Genomic DNA, 3841 nt, shown 5'->3' on the forward strand with positions numbered 1-3841 from the left:
GGTCCTTGTTGCCGGGCGAGTCGCCCGGAAGGACCATGGGGTTGAAGCAGATCACCCGCGACGACGCGGTGTCCCCGTCGATGCGCACCGAGAAGTTGCCGAGCATGTGGGCATACACCGGAAAGTTGGGCAGCACCTCGGCGAGCCACTTCTTGACTTCGGGGTAACGGCCGTCGATGCCTCCGAGCGCGCGGTAGTCGATGTAGGCGTCGGGGGTGAACACCCTGTCCAGGTCGTCGAACCGCCGGTTGTCGATCGCGGTGGAATAGTCGACCAGCAGCTGCTGGATCTCCAAGCGGTCCGAGATCTCTTCAACACTCAACATGTGCTCGATTGAACACGATCCGACGGTGCACAGACCTGGGCGCGGAGCCATTCCTTCGGTTGGAACCGGACCGCCGAAGGACTCGGCGCGCCGTCATGTTTGGGATCGGTATCAGCGCTGAGGGGTTGTACTCGCCGGAGGCGTCCAACCGCGCGCCGCCGGCCAAACGAACGGAGTCAACATGAATCCGACCCCTCGCACGTCCCCGGACCCCGGATCGATAAGAGCGGCAATCGCCGGACTGGCAGCGGCGGCTCTGTTGCTGTTCGCCGGCGCCGGGCCGGCCGCACCCTCGGCGCAGGCGGCCCCCTGCCCGGCAGGGAAGTCCTGCCAGCACTGGTGCCCAGGTGACGTCCTTCCTGCCGGCAGGCCCGTCCCCTGGGACGGCAACGTCTGCCACGACTACTTCTGGGATTACTACGGTGTTCACGACATCGGCACCGGCGCCTTCTACTCCTGGCGGAACATGCCGTGGCGGTAGCCGCAGCGCCGAAATAGGCGCCCGGCGGGCCGGAAGTTAAACTTTGCGCCCATGCGCAAGCTCATGGCCGCCGTCGCCGCCCTCCTTGCTGGCGCCACCGTCGGCGTGCTCCCCGCCGCCCATTCCTGGGCCGACAGCATCCAGCCGGTCGGGTCGGTTCCCATCCCGGACGGTCCCGCCCAGACGTGGATCGTCGCCGACCTCGACAGCGGCCAGGTTTTGGCCGGGCGCGACCAGAACGTCCCCCATCCGCCGGCGAGCACCATCAAAGTGCTGCTGGCGCTGGTGGCGCTGGACCAGTTGAGCCTGGATTCGACCGTCGTGGCCGACGCCGCGGATGCCGACGTCGAATGCAACTGTGTCGGGATCAAACCGGGTCGGACCTACACCGCCCGCCAGTTGCTGGACGGCCTGCTGCTGGTTTCGGGCAACGACGCCGCGAACACGCTGGCCCACATGATGGGCGGGATGGACGCCACGGTCGCCAAGATGAACGCGAAGGCCGCGTCCCTGGGCGCGACGGCCACCCATGCCGCGACGCCGTCCGGCCTGGATGGACCCGGTGGCTCCGGGGCTTCCACGGCGCACGACCTGGCGGTCATCTTCCGGGCCGCGATGGCCAACCCGTTGTTCGCGCACATCACCGCCGAGCCGTCGGCGATGTTCCCCGGCGACCACGGTGAGCAGCCGATCGTCAACCAGGACGAACTGTTGCAGCGGTATCCCGGCGCCATCGGCGGCAAGACCGGCTTCACCGACGCGGCCCGCAAGACCTTCGTCGGCGCCGCCGGCCGCGGTGGCCGACGGCTGGTGATCGCGATGATGTACGGGCTGGTGAAGGCCGGTGGACCGACGTATTGGGACCAGGCCGGCAGCCTGTTCGACTGGGGCTTCGCGCTCAACCCCGAGACCGGCGTGGGGTCGCTTTAATACTGCTCGGGCAGTTGACGGCCGGCGGTCGGCGCCGCAGCGGTCAGCAGCGCGGTGAGCACCGGAATCCGTTGTTCGGCGATCTCCGGCTGTGGCAGCACGCCTTCCACCACGGCCGCTCCGTCGAACACGTTGGTCAGCAGCGCCACGATGACCGGGAACGTCTCGGCCGGGAAGGTTTCCGCGCCCGGCAGCGCGCGGGCGGCGTCGTGGATCTTCGCCGAGTACTGCCCCAGCTCGTGTTGCAGCGTGGCCCTGAGCTTTTCGTCGGTGCGCGCGGCGACCAGCAGCTCGTAGAGGACGGCGTTGGCCGGGCCGGCGGTGATGTCACGCAGGATGGCCAGCGCGGCTTCGAGCGCGGGCTGGTCCGCTGGTATCTCGGCGACCCGCTTGGTGAACGACTCCAGTTGGCGGCGGAGCACCTCCGACGCGGTGGCCGCCATGAAATCGCCCATCGTCTCGAAGTGGCGGAACAGGGCACCCACCGACACCCCCGCACGCTTGGTGATCACCGCGGCCGACGCTCGGGCATAGCCGACCTCGATGATGGTGTCGATGCAGGCCTCGAGGAGCCGCCCGACGGTCTCCTCCCGGCGCTGTTGCTGGGTCCTGGCCATTTAGGCGCTCACCGCCGTCGCGGCCTGCCGGACGCCGGCGCGCAGGTAGCGGCCGGACTTGACGGTCTGGCCGTAGCCGTCCCGGAATTGGCCTCCGGCTTTGCCCCCGCGAAAGACCACCGCTCCGCCCACCCCGGTGGCGACGACGGCCGCGTCGTTGCGATTGACCATGCGCCGCAGGCCGCCGTAGAACGGCACCGCTTCCTCGTAATAGCCGTCCACCGATTCGTCGAGGCCGTCCGGGTCGATCACGACGAAGTCCGCACGGTCGCCCTCGCGCAGCGTGCCGGCGTCGATGCCGAACCATTCGGCCAGCTCGCCGGTCAGGCGGTGCACCGCGCGCTCGGTGGACATGAACGGCGCACCGGCGCGGTGGGCGTCCCGGGTGCGCTTGAGCATCCGCAGGCCGAAGTTGTAGAAGGCCATATTGCGCAGGTGCGCGCCTGCGTCGGAGAAGCCCATGTGAATGCTCGGGTCGGCGGCGAGTTTGTTCAGCTGCTTGGGACGGTGGTTGGCGACGGTGGTCGTCCACCGCACGTTGCGCTCGCCGTTTTCGACGAGCACGTCGAGGAACGCGTCGAGCGGATGCAGCCCGCGCTCGTCGGCGATCGCGCCGAAGCTCTTGCCGATCAACGACTGGTCAGGGCATTCCACGATCACGGCGTCGTGGAAGTCGCGGTGCCACAACGACGGTCCGAGCTTGATGCGATCGAACTCACGCCGGAATCGGCGGCGGTATTCCCTGTCGGCCAGCAGCTGGTTGCGCTCCAGCTGATCCCGCAGGTGCAGGGCGGCCGTTCCGGCGCCGAACTCTTCGAAGACCGGCAGGTCGACTCCGTCGGAGTACAACTCGAACGGGACGGGCAGGTGCTGGAACCGCAGGCTCGAGCGCAGGGCCGCGTTCAGGATGCGGGTGCCGAGCCCGAAGGTGTGGACGGCCAGAGGCATCGACTTGGCGTCTGCCGACACCAGCATGCTCATCCGGACGCCCTTGCCGCGGCCGAAGATCCGGCTGCTGGTGAGGAAGAACATCAGTGCCGACGCCGGGTTCTCGACGTCGGGCGCGCTCTGCAGCATTCGGCCGCGCCGGCGCAGGACTTCGATCAAGCCGCGCCGCTCCCGCCAGGTCGCGAAGGTGGACGGCAGCGCGCGCGACCGGAACCGGTCACCGTCGAGCTTGTCGATGGCCGCGTCCATCCCGGACATGCCCAGCATCCCGGCGTCGAGGGCCTCGTCGAGCAATGCCGCCATTTGCTTTTGTTCTGCGGCGGTCGGGCGGACGGCGGCGTCGGTGGCGCGATCCAGTCCCAGCACGGCGGTGCGCAGGTCCGAATGACCAAGGAGCGAGCCGACATTCGGCCCGAGCGGCAGCGCGTCGATCGCCTCGACGTATTCCGCGGCCGTCGACCACGTCTTGCTGGACTTCAAAGCGCCGTACACATATTCGCGGGGGACCGCCTCTACCCGGCTGAAAAGGTCGGCCGCGTC

General features: G+C 68.6%; 5 protein-coding genes. 2 read left to right on the forward strand and 3 right to left on the reverse strand.

All coding sequences use genetic code 11. The features are described from left to right. Window positions 1-325 (reverse strand): nuclear transport factor 2 family protein (locus JO059_RS13585; RefSeq protein ID WP_293319484.1); only part of this gene is annotated, 325 nt, incomplete at its 3' end. A gap of 181 nt (window positions 326-506) precedes the next feature. Here JO059_RS13585 and JO059_RS13590 point away from each other — a divergent pair. Both JO059_RS13590 and JO059_RS13595 read left to right on the forward strand, forming a co-directional pair. Next, window positions 507-806, forward strand: a complete 300-nt coding sequence (locus JO059_RS13590; protein WP_293319486.1) for a hypothetical protein — start codon at window positions 507-509, stop codon at window positions 804-806. A gap of 51 nt (window positions 807-857) precedes the next feature. Beyond that, entirely contained in the window at window positions 858-1736 is an 879-nt protein-coding gene (locus tag JO059_RS13595) for a D-alanyl-D-alanine carboxypeptidase family protein (protein WP_293319488.1), read from the forward strand. Here JO059_RS13595 and JO059_RS13600 read toward each other — a convergent pair. Further along, window positions 1733-2353, reverse strand: a complete 621-nt coding sequence (locus tag JO059_RS13600; protein ID WP_293319490.1) for a TetR/AcrR family transcriptional regulator — start codon at window positions 2351-2353, stop codon at window positions 1733-1735. The two genes, JO059_RS13595 and JO059_RS13600, sit on opposite strands and share 4 nt — an antisense overlap. Continuing rightward, window positions 2354-3841, reverse strand: a 1488-nt coding sequence (locus JO059_RS13605) for a hypothetical protein (RefSeq protein WP_293319492.1), incomplete at its 5' end; no start/stop codon positions are given.

This window comes from Mycobacterium sp. (assembly GCF_019247615.1).
GTDB lineage: Bacteria > Actinomycetota > Actinomycetes > Mycobacteriales > Mycobacteriaceae > Mycobacterium.

Excerpts from the sequence above, each read along its gene's own strand:
- JO059_RS13600 (WP_293319490.1), bottom strand. The coding sequence starts at position 2,353 with ATGGCCAGGACCCAGCAACAGCGCCGGGAGGAGACCGTCGGGCGGCTC.
- JO059_RS13590 (WP_293319486.1), top strand. The coding sequence starts at position 507 with ATGAATCCGACCCCTCGCACGTCCCCGGACCCCGGATCGATAAGAGCG.
- JO059_RS13595 (WP_293319488.1), top strand. The coding sequence starts at position 858 with ATGCGCAAGCTCATGGCCGCCGTCGCCGCCCTCCTTGCTGGCGCCACC.